Here is a 17,767-nt window from a genome sequence, read left to right as displayed (position 1 = left end):
TGGTGGTCAGTGACCGGTGCTTAGTAAATTACATTTCAAAAGTACCCTCACCAACCACATCCTCTATTCACTAACCACTCATAACATGACTATTCATCCTATCTCCGCTCCCGTCGACTCCGCGAGTGAGTTTCATAAAATCCAATCACGCCCCGCTTCCATTGAAGTGAAAGACATTTCGGTAGCTTTTAAAACCCCTAAAGGCGTATTTACGGCCATCAAAGACATCGATTTGACCATTCAAAAAGGTGAAATTGTGGCACTTATCGGCCATTCTGGCTGCGGCAAATCCACACTTATGGGTACAATTTCGGGCATGACCCAGCCCACAAGCGGCACGGTAATGGCCAACGGCAACCTCGTAAAAGGGCCTGGTCCCGACCGTGGTATTGTTTTCCAAAACTATTCTTTACTGCCTTGGCTCAGCGTTTATCAAAACATTTACGAAGCCGTTGATTCCGTATTTAAGGGGAAAACATCGGCTGAAAAGCGCGAAATCACCGAAGAAAACCTCAAAATGGTCAACCTTTGGCCGCACAAAGACAAACTTCCGGGTCAACTTTCGGGCGGTATGAAACAACGTGTAGCCATTGCCCGGGCGTTTGCCATCAATCCGAGCATTTTGTTGCTCGATGAGCCGTTCGGGGCGTTGGATGCGTTGACAAAAGGCTCCATGCACATTGAACTGCTCAAACTCTGGAATCTTGACAACCGCAACAAAACCATTGTGATGGTGACGCACGACATCGAAGAGGCCATTTTCCTTTCCGACCGCGTGGTGGTCATGAACAACGGCCCTGCCGCCACCATCAAAGAAATCGTTGATGTACGGCTTCCACGGCCCCGTAACAAAAAGGATATTGTCCATGACCCTGCCTACATGGAAATCCACGACCGGTTAATGAGCTTATTGTTCGATAAGTTTTCGATTGAAGACGATTAATTGGCAAGTACACCACAACAGAAGCAGCGCAAACCTGTCAGGACTTCAAAACCTGACAGGTTTTACATTTTTTGATAAATTATAAAATTGAGTAATTTCCGCAATATTAGTTTTAAAATTACTTAAATTAAAAACATATTTTGCATTTTAAGCAAAATTAAGTATAAAATTTTGAAGAAATTTTTCATTTTAGTGAAAAATACTCATAAATTACTTTGAGTATACTCGATTATTTTGTACGTTTGATATACCAAATCGGTACAGCGTGGCGGCGCTCAACCGATGCAGGTATCCAAGTCTAAGTCACAGTCAGTGATATGTAACAAGCCTTTTCTTTGGGAGGAAAAGACGGTTGAACATTCATCACGGTTTGTGGCACACGGCTTTCTACTTTTGCATCGCTTCACGCCTTTACGCCAGCTTTACGTTTTACAATCAACCAAGCAAGCGTCATGGGTCAACCACTTAACAACCAACCCCTTCCTCAGCTAAACGTCTTCAGTTTCAGCGGCGTCCAAATGCGTACGTTCCACATTACGTGGATGACTTTTTTCGTCTGTTTCTTTGGGTGGTTTGGCATAGCGCCCCTGATGCCTGCCATTCGGGCCGATTTGGGATTGACCAAGCCTCAGGTAGGAAACACCATCATTGCGGCGGTATCAGCCACCATTTTCGCCCGCCTCATCATCGGAAAACTCTGCGACAGTTGGGGGCCGCGCAAAACCTACACCGCTTTGCTGTTGATTGGTTCACTACCCGTAATGCTCATCGGTTTGGCGCATGATTACACTTCCTTTTTACTTTTTCGTTTGGCCATTGGCGTCATTGGTGCCTCGTTTGTCATCACGCAATTTCATACTTCGGCTATGTTTGCCCCGAACATCAAAGGAACGGCGAATGCCGTAGCTGGTGGCTGGGGTAACCTTGGTGGTGGCATCACGCAGTTGGCCATGCCACTTATTATGGCTACCATCATCGGATTTGGGTTTGTCAAAGCCGATGCGTGGCGTTTGGCCATGATTGTTCCAGGACTGATGATGTTGGTGATGGCCTTTATTTACTGGAAATACACAAAAGATACCCCCGCTGGCAACTACGACGAAATCAACCGTACCGCCGCCGCTAAATCAAGCGTTCCGTTTTGGCAAGCCTGCGCCGACGTTCGCGTTTGGGCCTTGGCCATTGCCTATGCCTGCTGCTTTGGCATGGAAATTACCTTCGATGGCGTAGCAGCACTTTATTTCTTTGACAACTTCCACATGGAAGAAACCGAAGCGGGTTTCTGGGCCATGCTGTTTGGATTTATGAATATTTTTGCCCGCGCAGTGGGCGGAATTGTCGCCGACAAAATAGGTCAAAAGTACGGGATGCGCGGAAAAGGCATCATGCTGGCTTCAATGTTATTGTTAGAAGGATTAGGAATTTTACTTTTTGCACAATCAGGAAATCTGACGATGGCCATTGTGTCGATGCTCACTTTTGCGATGTTTTTGAAAATGGCCAATGGCGGTACGTATGCCATCGTACCGTTTATTAATCCCAAAGCAGTCGGGGTAATATCGGGCGTAGTCGGTGCTGGTGGCAACGTGGGAGGAATGTTGATGGGCTTCTTATTTAAATCTCAGTCTATTTCTTACGGACAGGCATTTATGTACATCGGCGGTATCGTCGCGGTGGTTGGCTTGTTGTTGTTTTTGGTTAATTTCGGTAGAACGGTGACCGTTGAACAGGTAGAAACTGAGCTACAAACGGCGTAACGCTAACCACCTAGTTTATTGTAAGCCTATTATGAAAGGAACAACAGCACATAAAACCACTTGCTGCTACTGCGGCGTCGGCTGCGGGGTAGTGGTTCAGAAAACCCGCGACGGACATATTTCCGTGGAGGGTGACCCTGACCACCCATCGAGCAAAGGGATGCTTTGTTCTAAAGGGCGAAATTTGCACTATACCGTCATGGATACAACAGACCGATTGCTGTATCCTCAAATGCGCCGCAATCGTCAGGCGCCCCTGCAACGGGTTACGTGGGACACGGCACTGGAGCGGGCGGCGGCGGTTTTTAAAACCTTTATCGATAAATACGGCCCCGATTCTGTAGGCTTTTATGCCTCTGGCCAGTGTTTAACCGAAGAATATTACGTAGTCAATAAGCTCATCAAAGGTTTTATCGGTTCAAATAACCTCGATACCAACTCTCGCCTTTGTATGTCGTCGGCGGTGGTGGGATACAAAATGGCCTTGGGCGAAGACTCCGTACCGTGCAGCTACGAAGACATCGAATTGGCGGATTGCTTTCTGATTGCGGGCTCCAATCCTGCGTGGAACCACCCTATTGTGTTTCGACGCATGGAGGCGCACAAAGCCACCAACCCACGAGTTAAATTTATCGTGGTCGACCCGCGCCGCACGGATACCGCCCGCATGGCCGACCTTCACCTTCAAATCAAGCCCGGAACCGACGTGGTGTTGCTCAACGCCATCGCCAAAGGATTGATTTCGAGAGGATACATTGACGAGCATTTTATCAAAAATCACACCGAAGGCTTCGATACCTATCGCTTACAGGTCACCGAGCGTGACATGCGCGAAGCAGCCAAAATATGCGGCATCAGCCTCCACGATATTCACCAAGCCGTAGAATACATCGGAAAATCCAAGGGATTTATCTCCATGTGGGCTATGGGGTTCAACCAAAGTGTGATTGGGGTCAACAAAAATTTGGCATTACTCAACCTTCATTTAATTACAGGCCACATTGGAAAAGCAGGCTCAGGGCCATTTTCATTGACTGGTCAGCCCAACGCAATGGGCGGTCGGGAAGTAGGAGGGCTGTCGAATCTCTTGCCCGCGCACCGCAACTTAGCCGACCCTGCTCACCGGCAAGAAGTAGCTGATTTTTGGGGAGTTCCAGCGCTGAACCCCAAACCGGGATTGACGGCTACCGAAATGTTTGAGGCGCTTAAAGATGGCCGCATGAAAGCCATCTGGATTATGTGTACTAATCCGCTGGTGAGCCTGCCCAACGCGCACCTCATAGAAGAGGCCCTGAAGGCGGCCAAGTTCGTGGTGGTGCAGGATGTTTCCAATCGTTCAGATACGGTTGCTTACGCCGACTTAGTACTACCCGCCGCCGCATGGGGCGAAAAAACGGGGACCATGACCAACTCCGAGCGGCGAGTTTCGTACCTCAGTCAATTCAACGAACCCGTGGGAGAAGCCCTCCCCGATAGCGAAATCATCGTCAAATTTGCCCATAAAATGGGTTTCGGCCACGCTTTTAATTACCGAAATGCATCAGAAATCTACGACGAGCACGTTTGCCTTACCAAAGGAACCAACGTAGATATCAGCGGACTTTCGCACGAGCGGCTACGCACCCAAGGTACCCTGCAATGGCCCGTCCCAACAGCAGAATCTAACGGAACACCGCGCCTGTTTACCGATCATCAATTTTATACCCCTTCTCATAAAGCACAAATCAAAACCATCCCAGACGGCAACCAATCCGAGCCGCTCAGCGATGATTTTCCGTTGGTATTGACCACGGGTCGTATTCGTGACCAGTGGCACACGATGACAAAAACGGGTCGGGTCAATAAACTGAATCAGCACATTCCGAAGGCTTTTTTGGAAATAAACCCCGCTGATGCCCACGAACGCGGCATCAAAGAAGGCGACATTGTCACCATACAAAACCCACGCGGACAGGTGCAAGTGCCCGCCAAAATCACAGACGATATTCGGCAAGGAGTGGTGTTTTTGCCCATGCACTGGGGGAAAATAATTCAAAGTACAGCCGCACGCGCCAACAACATTACGAGCGACTTGGTTGACCCTTATTCCAAAGAGCCTGACTTTAAATACGCGGCGGTTGAAGTCAAGAAATTTAAAAAAATCAGGGAGCGTATCATCGTCGTGGGGGCGGGAGCAGCGGCGTATAAATTCGTGACGGCCCACCGCCAGCATAACCTTACCGACGAAATTCACGTATTCAGCAAAGAGCCGTTTGCTTTTTATAACCGCGTGATGCTGCCCGACTATATCAGCGGCACCATGCGTTGGGAGAAATTGCTCAAAATGCAGGACGACGAGCGGGCTTTGGTGCATCTGTACGAAGGCCTCAGCATTGAGCACATTGACCGTGTCCAAAAAACCGTTCTTGATTCAAAAGGCAATCTCCATCCCTACGACCGCCTCGTTATTGCCACGGGCAGTCGTTCGGCCACGCCCAAAGATTATGACGTATCCTTAGAGGGCGTTTTTACCATGCGTACGCGGCAAGATGCCGACGGTTTAACGCATCATTTGGGAATTGGTCAGGCAAAACACATCGTCATCGTGGGCGGCGGTTTATTGGGACTAGAATTGGCGGCTTCGTTGCGCCAACTAGGCCACAAGGCCACCGTCATTCACCGAGCTTCACGCCTGATGAACCGTCAATTGGACGCTACCGCGAGCACTCTTTTACACGAAGAACTCAAAGACCGCAGCATTGATATTTATTACAACGACGAAGTCAAATACTTAGCGGGTCAAAACAACCAAGTCGGCAGCGTTCGCCTAACCTCAGGCCAAGTCATTGACTGTGATGCCGTTGTACTAACAATTGGCACGACGCCCAACGTCGAAATCGCCCGTAAAGCGGGTTTGGATGTACAACGCGGGATAGTAGTGAATGCCTATCTCCAAACCTCCGACCCTGCCATCTTTGCCATCGGCGAGGTTGCCGAAGTTGAGGGGCAACAATTTGGAATTACGGCCGCCGCGGAGGAGCAAGCCGAAGCATTATGCGCCTATTTCAACGGCGATATTCAAAGTTATTATCGGCCCACCATTTCCATGAATATCCTGAAAATGGAAGGCCTAGATTTATGCTCGTTGGGCATGACCGAAATCCCCGCCAACGGGGCTGGTGCCGAATACGAAGAAGTTCTATTTATGGACAAACAAAAACGATATTACAAAAAATGTATCATTCACGGCGATAAACTCGTCGGGGCCATTTTGCTGGGAGACAAATCGGAATTTACAGAATTCAAATCATTGATTCAGCACCAAACCGAACTTTCGGAAAAACGGCTCAAATTGCTCCGAAGCGGTAAATCTGCCCCTGCACTCAAAGGAAAAACGGTCTGCTCATGCAACAACGTAGGCGACGGAAACCTGCGCGACGCCATCGCGGGCGGTTGCACTGATTTTCAGACGCTTTGTCAACAAACGGGGGCTGGAACGGGTTGCGGGAGCTGTAAACCAGAGGTAAAAGCAATGCTTGAAAGGAGAAGTGAGAGGGCAGAAGCGAGGAAGTAGAAGTGAAAGGTCGGAGGTAAGAAGTAGGAGGTACAAAATTAGAAGTAAGAGTATAAAAAAATAAATATTGTACAGTACGAACTTTCGATTTTGGGAAAAGGTTTTGCAATAATTGCCCAAAACGAACGCAAATATGCAACACGCTATTTTTCAATCATTTATTAACAACGCCATTGCGGTTTTACAGGAATCAACGGATATGCTCGGCCTTGCGATCGCGGGCTCTTGGATTACCCATGAAACAGATTCGTTTTCAGATTTAGACCTTGTGTTGGTTTCTACCACCAAAATTTCTGATAATCCTGAGCAAATGAAAGCCGTAGCCAATCAGCTGGGGACGGTCCTTTCTGCCTTCACGGGCGAGCACGTGGGCGAGACGCGGTTATTAATTTGTTTGTACAACAATCCGCTTCTGCACGTAGACATCAAATTTTTGACGCTGGATGAATTTCATCATCGCATAGAAAATCCAGTGGTCGTGTGGGAGCGCGACCATCAACTGACCAACATCATCCAAGAAACCCAGGCCGTGTGGCCTTACCCTGATTATCAATGGATTGAAGACCGATTTTGGGTTTGGATTCATTATGCCACCCTGAAAATTGGAAGAGGAGAATTGCTTGAAGCCTTTGATTTTCTGGGCTTTATTCGAATGATGGTTTTAGGACCTTTATTACACATCAAAAACGGCAATCAACCGCGCGGTGTCCGAAAAGTGGAAACGAAACTGGCCCTAGAAGACTTTGCAGAACTGCGCAAAACAGTAGTCCCAATGACCAAAACCGATTTGGTGGCAGCGCTGTGGAAATCCATCAAACTTTATGAAGATTTGCAGAATCACCTTTTCGACGCAAATATTACGCTGAAAGAAGATGCCGCTCAAGAAGTCAAAGTATATTTGTATAAAGTGGAAAAAATGTAGCACAAGGCATCAGAATAAATAATCCAAAACCAATGGCTTACCTACGTATTTTAACCCCCGGCGGGGTAGTAACCCCCGACGAACTTCAACAATTGGCGGCTTTGTCGCGGCAATGGGCGCTGAGCAAAATAGAGGTAGGATTTCGGCAGGATTTGCTCTTACCATGCACTGACTCCCAGCTTTCGGCACTTCGTCTGCAACTTGGTTTGCAGGGTTTTCAGGTAGAAGAGGCCATTCCCGCTCACCCCAACATTGTTTCGTCGGTAGTGGCGCAAAACATTTTTCCTAAATTATCGTGGTTACGCTCAGGTGATTATTTAGACATTTTGGATTCGTTTGACTTTCAACCCAGTCTCAAACTTAACCTCATTGACCCAACGCAGGAGCTGATTCGTCCGCTGACGGGCGAACTCAATTTTGTGGCTTCTCCCACTCCTTCTTTTTGGTACTTGGCGGTCAATTTACCCGCTTTGGGCACCTTACAGGTATGGCCAGAATTGATAGATGGCGAGCAAATCCCCGACTGGGTCCGCACCATCGAAAATACGTTAAAAGGCCCCGAGTCTATTGATAGTTTTGATAAATTATTTCAAACCGTTACGACCCAATTTTCGGGACGAACACGCCGTATTCAGAAAGAATTAAAACTTACGCCCAAGCCCTATCCGCACCACGAGGGCATTTATCGTTACGACGAACGCTACTGGATTGGGCTTTATCAGCGCGACAATGAGTTTGAAGCGTCGTTTATTGACGCCCTCTGCCAGCTTTGCAAAGACACCAAAATCGGCCGTCTCTACCCTACTCCTTTCAAAACGTTTATTGTCCGCGATATTCCGAAAGAAACCATTTATCAGTGGGAGAAATTATTGGGTCTTTGGGGCATTCATACGCATTATTCGTCGCTTGAGCTCAATTGGCAACTCCCCGATGCCGATGCCGCCGCCCTGCGCCTCAAAACCGAACTCGTCGATGCCTTTGAGCGCACCCGCATTCGTACCTCAAGTTTGAGTTTCAGCATCGGTCAACGGAATGCCGATACCACTTCTACGATTGTCATCGAACCACTATCTACTGATTATCAGCGCTTTCGCATTGTTCATTCTCCAGATTTTTTCATTGGAAATACCGAATGGGAAACCTTTGCGGCCGACGTGGCCCGCAAAAATCTCCCCGAAGTATTGAGGCGTTTGACCCAAAAATACTACGAGCAGTTGTCCACCGAAAAAAAAGCAGGGATTCTGCGAACAACGGCAACCCTCAAACCCGTGATGACTGAAAAAGTGATGCGGTGCAAACATTGCCTCACCGTAGCCGACGTTGCCCCACCTTTACCCGCTCGGTACGTATGTTCTACGTGTAATGCCCCCGCGAGTGATTTCATGGAAGTGACGTGGGAGATCATAACTTAGTGTGCTGTGTATACCTTCTGTTTTGATAAATTCGAGACACAACCACCACCTAACACACTTTAAATCAACAGATTACATCCTCTAACGTCTGAATTATCAAAACGCCCGATTACTTCAAACTGGGTGGCATTTTCACCCACAAAACGTCCTAAATCCTGCGTTTCAATAAAGGCACAAGAATCCAGATTGGCTAAATCAACGACATTGATGCCGCCATAACGAAGCCCCGACTGGGGGTTGTTATACACAGCCCGGGGGTCGTTGATATCCCGCAATAAAATGCGCATCGTAGCCGAAGCGTCAAAAATACCATCGCCTTTTGAATAAGATTGTGAAAGCAGCTCGGTCATGCCGTACTCCGAATGAATCACTTTTACCCCAAAGGCTTTTGTCAGCACTTCATGTACTTCCTCGCGGAGCATTTCGCGGCGGCGGCCTTTCATACCGCCTGTTTCCATCACCATCAGACCTGAAAGATCTTGGAGATATTCCAAGTCTTGCGGCATCGCAGATTCGGCCAAATCCAGCAACGCAAAGGTAACTCCCCACAAAATCACGGTACGCCCGTCGGAGTTTTGGGCGAGGTTTTTGAGAGTTATCAACAATTCATCCACATTGTGCAGGAAAAAACCCGAAACCGACGAATGGGTCTGCGCAATAAATTGTTGAACCATATACACCAAAGACGAGTTATTTCGTTCAAGATAGGAAGGTAAAAGGGCTAACAAATGGCAATTCGACAACGGGCCGTACGTTTGTTCAAAAATACGGATGCTGATGTCGGTGTACCAATCCAAGTCTGCTACGTGATGCCGACTGGTTTGAGCGCCAGTCGTTCCGCTGCTTTCAAAAGTGGTCTGAACACTGGGCGATTCGGTGAGCACGGTATGTTTTTTGAAAAATCCAATCGGCATAAAAGGAATCTGCGTCAGCGACTGCACCTTGTCAGGATGACAGCGTAAATGGCTTAAATATTCCCGATAAATAAAATTGGAAACGGCTTGCCAACGAAAAACCGCTAATGCAACGTCCTCGAAGGTATCGGGCGTGACATTTTTTATTAACTGTTTTAACTCTTGACGACGATTCATCAAATTTGACTTTTTTACAAATTACGGATAACTTTACCAACCATGAAGACTATCATTCGTTTTTTCCTTACGTTACTAATATTTTCTGCGGCAACCACCAGTTGTTGGACCCCTCCCGATTACAGTCCCGTTCCAGAAATTGTGTTCAATAGCATGGACAAATTTGAGGTTATTGAGCCCTTCTCACAATCAAAGCAAGATTCGGTAGTCATTACCATTGATTTTAAAGACGGTGATGGTGATTTGGGCGAAAGTACCGACAACCGTAACAATCCAAACTACGGTACATGGGGAAATTATGAACTGCGCACGTTTAGAAAAGTAAGCGGCAATCAATTTGAAGAGGTCGTTCTTGCGGCCAACTCTAAAATATTCTTTCCTGTCTTAAAGCCAGACCGTAAAAGAGGCCCAATCGAAGGCAAATTAGACTACGCGGTATATTTTCCTTACGCAAGAAACGCCCGCATGACAACCGTTAAGTTTCAGATACGCATACGCGACCGCGCCTTAAACGTGAGCAATGCCGTAGAAAGCGATACCATTTCGGTGCCTTTATTGCTCTAAAAAGGGGCAATTGCTCTTCTTTTTTAAAGTGTTTTGGTAAAATTATCTATTTTTACTAAAACACTTTTTTATGTTTGTCAAAACCTATTTTCTGGGCATTGTGGTCATTCTGTGCGTGGCAACCGCATTGCTGACTGGGTCTACCGTTTTTCAGAAAACACCGCCACCCGCCTCCTCTTCAACCGATTTTGACCGAAAAACCTTCGGAGAATATTGGTTTAAAGGCAAAGCCGAAATTAGCACCTACGCGCTTCAACAAGCTCATTACGGCGCATTAAACCCCGGCGAAGCCGTGCTGGTTTTTGTTACCGAAGACTTCCGAACCGATACGCAGGTAAAACTCGATAAAGAAGAAAACCGTCACAAATCAACGCCCGTTTTGAAATTGAATGCTATTCATCGCATCGTTACGGGTATTTATGACTATTCTATTTATACGTCTGTTTTTACCCCGATCGACCCTGCGCTCTTTCCTCAAACCCTCAAAGTTTCGACCACAAGTCAGGACTGGTGCGGGCACACATTCACGCAGCTTAATTATCAAAACAATGGATACAAAGTAACGGGGCGTTCGTACTTCGAAGACAATGTATCCGAAGACTATACCTCCGAAAAAGCGTTGCTGGAAGACGAAATTTGGACGCGTCTTCGCCTTACCCCCAGTCGATTACCCCTCGGTTCAATCAATATCATTCCGGGCACCAAAACGGCTCGGTTGCGCCACCAAAAGATAGCACCGATGGCCGCTATGGCGTCAATGGAGCCCTATAAGGGCAATGTCTTTCCAGGTAAATCCCTGAAGGTTTACAAAATAGCTTATGCTGAGGGCCGCATCCTACAAGTTGTGTTTGAAGAAAATTTCCCGCACCGCATTACAGGTTGGGAAGATACCTACCCAAGTAGGGGAAAACTGCTCACCACCCGAGCGATTCATAAAAAGACGCTTTTATCAGCCTATTGGACACAAAATGCACCCGAAAATCGTTCGCTTCGGGATACGTTGCAGCTGCAATAAAAAAAGGCAGTCTGCGGTTGCAGACTGCCTTTTCAAATATGTTTTAGCGACGCTTATTCGATGTCTTCTACTACTTCAGCCGCCTTTTTGAATACATCTACTACCAACGACACTCGGAAGGTATTGGCCAAAGGACTTCCTTGCGTTTGGGGCATCAGGTAAGCAAAGTCGATGCCGTAGCGCTGCTGAATACGAGCGCCAAAACCCACCGTGAAATACTTACGATTTCCTTTGGTTTTGGTTTCGTTGAAATATCCAAAACGGAAAGCAAATGCTTCGTTGTACCAGTATTCAACCCCCGTAGAAATCATAAACTCACGAACTTCTTCGCTGAAACCGCCCGGCGCATCGCCGAAAGATTTAAACATGGCCGAAATAGTCCCCACATCCTGACCAGAAGCGGTACCGCCTGGCGTAGGAATCATGAGTTTATTCAAATCCAATGCAAAAGTAATTTTATTTAACGGATCGATATGACGCGTTGCCGTTCCGCCCAATTTGAAGGTAGTTGGAATAAAACCGCTCGTGGTGCCTCCGTAATTAACTTTACCGCCAATGTTTTGCAACATCAACGCGGCCGAATAATTCCAGCCTTTTCCAGTGCCTTCATCCACATTTTCGGTTTGATAAAACGCGCTGATATCTCCCGCTGCCGTCTGCCCCGCCTTTAGGGCCGAACCGCCCAGTAATTGAACGCCATTTCCTAAGTTGGAAACGATGTATTTTACGTTCAAGCCCATCGAAAATTTATCGGTCAATTTTCGAGAATACGCCACTGAACCATAAAATTCATTGGAATAATAATCGCCCAACGGGGTACCGAAGTTGTTGCGGGCTTCAAATTTGCCGTGGTCAAAATACATCAAGCTCAATCCAACGGCTTGGTTTTTACCGATTTTCTTAAAACCCGACAAATACGCAAAAGACATATCTTCGGTAATGTTGCGAAGCCATGGCGTATAAGAGAGAGCTACTCCGTATTCTTTTGGGGCATGAACCAGTTTTGCGGCACCCCAATACACCGAGTTGGCATCGGCACTCAAGGCAGCACCAGCATCTCCCATAGCGGCACTACGCGCATCGGGCGTAAAAGCAGCAAAGGGAACGGAGGCTATTACAGGGCGTCCGCCTGTGCTATCTTGACCACCGGAAGTAATCTGTGCTAGTGAACTGAAGGAAACGCAAAAACCCACAATTGTAAAAAGGGGAGAGATTTTTCTTGTCATAAGGAAATTTGTTTGCCACTACTACCCGTACCTTTCTGCGCTGAACCACGATAAGGGCGTTTCAAAAATAGAGTTCTGTTTAAGATTGTGCAAAGATATTAATTACTATTTTCAAAATCTATTTTACCATTACTAACTTACCGCTTTGACGCTGAGTTTGTTGGCGGGTTAGTGAGTGTACTTCCATTCTGTAAATATATACGCCCGCTGGAACATTTTGGATTGATTGATTTTTTCCGTTCCACGTAAACACCTCCAAAAGCTTGTCTGAGTTATAAATTGTTTGCGCTGCGGTACAAATCATTTTCCCATTTAGGTCAAAAATCTGAAGGGTTACTTCTACATCATCCCCTTCGTCAACGAGTTCGAGTTGAAACTTAGTCTGTTCAACAAATGGATTAGGATACGCAATGACTGTCTTAATCAATTTTATTTCTTCGCCTACTCTAAACCTCAACGCACCCTCGCTCGTATTATTGTACGTATCTTCCACTTTCAATTTAACGGTATATTCGCCCGTAGGCAACCGATGAAAAGGAAACAAAATTCGGCCCGAACGGTAATCGTCTTTATCGGCCAAAAAATAATCATTCACCTTAATACTCAACGTATCGTTCAGGGTCAATGTCATATTTGCTGCAAAATTCAGGCCATTTTCATCACTTAATTTGGCTACAAAAAGGGGGCTATCTTCCACTTGACTGCCGTCCACAAACAACTCATCGTTTAGGTACAGTTGCATCTGCGGCGGTTTGGTATCGTTCTGCAATGACCCGCTTCCACCTACCATTACACGCTTAGTTCCCCCGACGGCATCGCGGAGGCTGTCGGCTTTTACCGCATACACTTCAATTTTTCCGTTGCTAAACGACGGCGAAATGTTTTTAGGAACAATAAACTGGACATTAAACTTTCCTGCTTTTACGCTTACTTTTCCTTCAAACAATTTTTTATCGTACAAGCCATATTGCATTTTTGGATTGGCAGGAGTAATGTTGGGAGCCTCTCCGCGTGCTTTATCGCCGAGCGTCAAAAGCTTACTTTCCTTGTCGTAAACGGTGACGATGGCTGTTCCCGTAAAATCCGTTACCGTTGCCCCATCTTTTTGTATCTCCCCCGACAGTTTGGCCAATTGACCCGCTTTGAGGGTATCATTTGCCATAACACTCACCTGATAATCTCCATAATTTAATTGTAGCGATGGGTCACCCAACAAGGTAAAGTTACGGTTGAGTACGTCATAAACACTTTTGTTTTTGGTCATACGGATAACATCTCCCAAACGCGGCATTTTCCCATTTTGGGGTTCAAAAACGGCGCGGTAAAACGCGGCGTTTACCAAAAAATTGGTATTAGCATATACGGGGCGCGAAGTAGTAAGCATGGCAATGGCCCCACCACGCGGGCTCAACACCGAAATTTCTGCACCAGATGCCTCCCCAGGATTATCGTAGCGACCAAACTCACAAGTGGCCGTAATAATCAGGGGCATATTGTCCAAATTACGCCAATTAAACAGATTTTGCAAGGTTACAATCTGTTCATCCGACCACGTAGAAATGCCTCCGTGTCCAGTATAGTTTACGATCAATGCGCCTTCATTTACATAACGGTCAACGGCTTGGCCCGCACCGGGAGCACGTTGGATAGTAGAGCCAAACTGAGGGTAACCATCCACGTACACTTTGTGCAAGGCATACCTTGGGGCCAATTCTGCTACTATTTTAGACAAATCGTCGGCATCTTTCTGGTGAAGATTATCATCTCCATCATCGGCCACAAAAGCGATTCGTTGGCGCCAATCTCCCTTCGAGCGTTTGGCGTTGTAGCGTATGATTTTGCTCACTGCCGTTTCGGCTTCAGCAATAGTTTTGACGGGCAGCCGCCCTATGCCAATGTCCAACGTATGATTTCCTGCAAAATCTTCTTTCCATTCGCCATCATCGGGCTTCAGAAATCCATAATAATCGTCGGAAGAAAAACTACGTACGGGATGCGCCGATTCCCTACTTTCATACGCTGGCACAAAATTGGCCAGTTCGGAGGACGAAATGGCTTTTAGGTTATTTTTGAAATCATAGCTCGCATCCCCAAAAAGCAGCAAATACTTCAGTTTTTCAGGCTGTTTGTTTTTAAGATACTTTGTAAAGTCCCGAATGGCTGTTGGATCGGGTTGGCCAGAAGCAAATTCGTTATAAATCTCAACCGTAGTCACTACCTTTACGTCTAAGCCATCATTTTGTTGACGAAAATCCGCCAGTTTTTGGGCCTGTTTTTCCCACGCAGGCGCTGTCACCACAACCATGTCGGGCGTAGATAGGCTTCTTATACTTTGATTCCGAACCACCTGAAAAGAAACTGGCGTTTTCAATTGATTTTCGGCAAACAACACAAACCGTTTCAAGGTTTTTCCAGCCGCGCCAAAAGTGGCCTCCGTTCCATTTAAGGAATACGACTGCGCTCGCGGGCGAAGCGGTTCCGTAATCTCCCACAACTGCATCTGCGGGTTGGCTTGACTGATAACGTACCGAACAGAATCTTGCGTAAGTGAGCTGAGGTTCTGAAAGACGAGCGTTTGATCATTGAGCCGCAACGTTCGCTGCACCTGCAACCCCATAAAATCCAAGTAACCGTCAGCATTGGATTGGCCCGCTTTGTCAAACGTAGCAGCGATTGTCACGCGGGCAGGGTTGGCAGCGTTTAGAGGCAGTTTACCCGTGTGTGTTTGCAGCGTTCTTTGCCCTCTCAAATCGTATCGATTTGTGGCACTCATCGCCGACACCGTACCCATTGTTTGTTCTCCTATGGCTTGCCCATTGATAGCAAACAAAAATTTCGTCACCACTTGCGCTGACGCCACAGTCGCAGCTGTCAGTTTCAAGGGGCTGTCGGGTACAACACCACTCAAATCAGCATTAAACTCCTGCCGTGTCTGCGTACCGAAATATTCGCCCCACCATTCTCTACCCGATTGCACACGGTTATAGAGTTCACTTTCCAGAAATACATAATCATCAAAAATAGTCAACAATTGGCCAGTCGCTCCCGATTTTTGGCTCTGAATGCGCAAGCCTGGCTGGGTGCCGATTTGAAGGAAATAAAAAGTAGTATCAGAATAGATATTCAGTTGATGATAAAAACGTTTGTGGGTAGAATCATAGCTAATTTCGTGCGGACTTTTGCCAAAAAAAATCAGGGCATCTTCGTCATCAAAACGGCCGTCATTTTCTCCTTTTACCAGCACCGCATTTTCAATCAAATCAGTCGCCCTCAAGGCCTTATTCAACTGTGGAAGCATCGCCCCTCCATTGCCAAACAAACGCATATTTTTAGGGTTTACCTCGGTTGGATTAATGCCCATTTTTCGTAAAAATGCGGCATCAATCTTATATACTCCCGTTTGCGTAACTCCCATCTTAAACCAACGTCCTTCACTCAAAACGGAAGTTTGGGAATAGGCAAAAAAAGAGGTCTGCATCGTAAAATAAAAAGCTAAATAACAAGACAAAAAACGAAAATAACGACGAGTAGAAAGATATATATCTACCTTTTTTATTTTTGTTTTTTTAGCACAATTTTGTGTAGTTGTTTTCTTCACTTTTCTAGCTCCACTTTAAAATTTTATACTTTTTCTACCCAAGCATGGGCCGCCACCAAATATTTTTTTTGAGACGCTTCTTCTACACAAACGACGCGTGTACGACGTAATATACCCCGAACAAAAACTTTTTGATTCAAGCGAAAAAGCTGCCCTTCTGACACTTGACTGACCATGACCAAATCTGTTTGGGGTGCATCAATATTTTTAAGTGCCTGCATTAGTGGCAAGTGTGTTCCAGTAGAGGCGGTTGGGTTTTGTGCGTATTTTAGAAGCGGGGTCAAGACCGAAAGTGGGAAATTATTTTCGTTCATAACGGGAATAAGTAATCCAGAAAAATGATTTTTCCACGCTTTTCCATGTGGTGGCTGCCGACGTTTATATTTACGATACACCTCCAAATGCGCCACTTCGTGCAAATACGTAATTAAAAAATTATACGGATTCAAATTCACATTGACCGTAATTCGTTCACGGTGGCCAGATTGTGCCCTAAAATCGCCCAAACGTGTCCGTCGAGGCTTGGAAGCCACGAAATCGAACTGATAACGTTCCCATAAACCGTAACAATAGGCTACTGAGGCGGCAGGTACATGTTCCTCTAAAATCTTCCGCATTACTATTTTTGCTTCCACCGCTATTTTATAATTAATCCTGCAACAAAAGTAAACACGCTTTTATAAAAGTTAAAAAAAACATATCCAAATCAGTTAAAATAAACATTTTATCTACCAATTCGTTTTAACAAAAAACATCCAAATCAGCCCCAATAGCAGGTATTCAACAAAAATATATCTTTTTTTAACTGAAAAATGGAAAGAAAAAGGCAACAAATCGAAATTAAAATTCGATTAAATTTAATAAAGGTGAGGTAGTATGGCCTACTACAGTTACCACACAAAGGCTCATAAAATACACTTTTAAGAGGCAAATTTTTAATTTTTGAACAAAATCAAACTAGGTATATTTAATTTTAGTAATTAATTTTTTTGAAAAAATATACGGCAAATTCTTAATTGCTTGTATGTTTGTATACTTTTAACACTAAAATATAATTTTTCATGAAAATCACATCACTCAAATTCTTTTCCCCCAAGGAAAACAGTAAGCCTGTTGTTGAAAAAAAAGTAAGTAAACCTACGATTCTTAAAGGATACATTTCTCCAGCTGGGAAACTTGTTTTTCCCGATAAGACGGTTGATAAATTAGGATTCGATCCATCAAATACTCATTTCAAGATTGGATCTCAAGCTGGCAAACGCAAATTATCGTCCCTTTATTTAGTACCTGCCACTTCTGATGAATCGGATGTATTCAAAATGACCAAAGCAGCAAAGAGTTATAGTATTCCATTGGGCATTATTTTAAATTCAGGCGGCGTTGATTATGCTACCACTAAATACAGTTTCATCATCAATTCATTTGAATATGAAGGTGTAACGGCTTATGAACTACAGTTAGTCAAAGATCAGGGGAGCAAACAATCGGCAGAAAAACCAGCTTATACAGGAAAACCACGCGGACGTAAACCAAAAGTAAAAGACGGTGAATAATAAATAAATCAGCGTCTGTTTTATTTATTACATCCTCTGAATCAATAAAGCTTGTTTTATTGATTCAGAGGATGTTCTTTTTCGGATTCTTCATTTTTGCAAACCTGTTGCTTTATCAACGTCTTTTTGTAAA

12 protein-coding genes are annotated in these 17,767 nt (G+C 45.5%); 8 read left to right on the top strand and 4 right to left on the bottom strand.

The window, feature by feature from the left end:
• Positions 1-85: 85 nt before the first annotated feature.
• The 5 genes from DR864_RS21545 to DR864_RS21525 all read left to right on the top strand — a co-directional run bounded on the left by DR864_RS21545 (position 86) and on the right by DR864_RS21525 (position 8,587).
• A complete protein-coding gene (locus tag DR864_RS21545; protein ID WP_114068914.1) occupies positions 86-943 on the top strand; it encodes an ABC transporter ATP-binding protein in 858 nt (285 codons plus the stop codon).
• A 452-nt stretch (positions 944-1,395) separates the two neighbouring features.
• Entirely contained in the window at positions 1,396-2,700 is a 1,305-nt protein-coding gene (locus DR864_RS21540) for an MFS transporter (protein ID WP_114068913.1), read from the top strand.
• A 31-nt stretch (positions 2,701-2,731) separates the two neighbouring features.
• A complete protein-coding gene (locus DR864_RS21535) occupies positions 2,732-6,253 on the top strand; it encodes a nitrate reductase (RefSeq protein WP_114068912.1) in 3,522 nt (1,173 codons plus the stop codon).
• Between the two features lie 133 nt (positions 6,254-6,386).
• On the top strand, positions 6,387-7,175 hold the full coding sequence (locus DR864_RS21530) for a nucleotidyltransferase domain-containing protein (protein WP_114068911.1): 789 nt from the start codon (positions 6,387-6,389) through the stop codon (positions 7,173-7,175).
• A gap of 32 nt (positions 7,176-7,207) precedes the next feature.
• Positions 7,208-8,587 carry a ferredoxin-like domain-containing protein gene (locus DR864_RS21525; protein ID WP_114068910.1) on the top strand — a complete coding sequence of 460 codons (1,380 nt, stop codon included), beginning with the start codon at positions 7,208-7,210 and terminating at the stop codon, positions 8,585-8,587.
• Between the two features lie 59 nt (positions 8,588-8,646).
• On the opposite strand, the gene DR864_RS21520 is transcribed toward DR864_RS21525, so the two are convergent.
• Positions 8,647-9,678 (bottom strand): LuxE/PaaK family acyltransferase, encoded by a 1,032-nt coding sequence (locus DR864_RS21520; RefSeq protein ID WP_114068909.1) that lies wholly within the window; start codon positions 9,676-9,678, stop codon positions 8,647-8,649.
• A 42-nt stretch (positions 9,679-9,720) separates the two neighbouring features.
• On the opposite strand from DR864_RS21520, the gene DR864_RS21515 reads away from it, so the two are divergent.
• Entirely contained in the window at positions 9,721-10,242 is a 522-nt protein-coding gene (locus DR864_RS21515; RefSeq protein WP_114068908.1) for a hypothetical protein, read from the top strand.
• Between the two features lie 70 nt (positions 10,243-10,312).
• Positions 10,313-11,257, top strand: a complete 945-nt coding sequence (locus DR864_RS21510) for a hypothetical protein (protein WP_114068907.1) — start codon at positions 10,313-10,315, stop codon at positions 11,255-11,257.
• Between the two features lie 53 nt (positions 11,258-11,310).
• On the opposite strand, the gene porV is transcribed toward DR864_RS21510, so the two are convergent.
• The 3 genes from porV to DR864_RS21495 form a co-directional block, all read right to left on the bottom strand.
• Positions 11,311-12,483 (bottom strand): type IX secretion system outer membrane channel protein PorV, encoded by a 1,173-nt coding sequence (gene porV, locus DR864_RS21505; protein WP_114068906.1) that lies wholly within the window; start codon positions 12,481-12,483, stop codon positions 11,311-11,313.
• A 118-nt stretch (positions 12,484-12,601) separates the two neighbouring features.
• Entirely contained in the window at positions 12,602-15,961 is a 3,360-nt protein-coding gene (gene porU, locus DR864_RS21500; RefSeq protein WP_114068905.1) for a type IX secretion system sortase PorU, read from the bottom strand.
• Positions 15,962-16,104: 143 nt separating this feature from the next.
• Positions 16,105-16,716 carry a SprT family zinc-dependent metalloprotease gene (locus DR864_RS21495; RefSeq protein ID WP_229599437.1) on the bottom strand — a complete coding sequence of 204 codons (612 nt, stop codon included), beginning with the start codon at positions 16,714-16,716 and terminating at the stop codon, positions 16,105-16,107.
• 426 nt (positions 16,717-17,142) lie between these two features.
• Between DR864_RS21495 and DR864_RS21490 the strand changes: the two genes are divergently transcribed.
• A complete protein-coding gene (locus DR864_RS21490; protein WP_114068903.1) occupies positions 17,143-17,634 on the top strand; it encodes a hypothetical protein in 492 nt (163 codons plus the stop codon).
• The last annotated feature ends 133 nt before the right edge of the window (positions 17,635-17,767 follow it).

Origin of the sequence: Runella rosea, from assembly GCF_003325355.1 — a bacterium.
GTDB lineage: Bacteria > Bacteroidota > Bacteroidia > Cytophagales > Spirosomataceae > Runella > Runella rosea.
This window is presented reverse-complemented; position numbering and strand designations above follow the sequence as displayed.